The organism is Pseudomonas sp. 32_A, from assembly GCF_017490905.1.
Taxonomy (GTDB): Bacteria; Pseudomonadota; Gammaproteobacteria; order Pseudomonadales; family Pseudomonadaceae; genus Aquipseudomonas; species Aquipseudomonas inefficax.
Genome location: NZ_JAFGYI010000257.1, coordinates 1 through 482 on the forward strand (window position 1 = coordinate 1; position 482 = coordinate 482).

Genomic DNA, 482 nt, shown 5'->3' on the forward strand with positions numbered 1-482 from the left:
CGTCGGCGGCGATCGTGGTGCGCTTGCTCGTCCGGGGCTGGATGCCGACGATCCCCAGCTCGTTCATGATGCCGCGCACCAGCCCCTCCGAGGCGCTGATGCCGCGCCGCGCGAGCGCGGCGAGCACCCGCCGGAACCCGTTCACGCCGTTCGACTCAGCGTGTATCGTGCGGCTCTGCTCTGCCAGCCACGTCCGCCGGGCTGCGGTCGGCGAGAGCGTGCCCTGCCGTTTCGCCCAGGCGTAGTAGCCGGCGCGAGAGACCTCGAGGAGCCTGGCCATGAGGCCGATCGTGTGGTTGGCCTTCTCCGCGTGCATGAGCGTGAACTTCTCGCTAACCGCTGTTCCTTCGCGAAGAAGGCCGCGGCTTTTTTCAAGAACGTGTTCTCCTCCGCCAGCCTGCGATTCTCCGCCTCCAGCCGCGCGATCCGCAGCGCCTCGGGCGCCGGCGGCGCCGTCTCAGGGTCGGGGTGCTGCGCCCGGT

The 482-nt window shown here is 70.1% G+C and carries 1 pseudogene; it reads right to left on the minus strand.

What is annotated here, in order from left to right:
- A pseudogene (locus tag J5M58_RS26565) lies at positions 1-482 on the minus strand (IS3 family transposase); the annotation flags it as partial.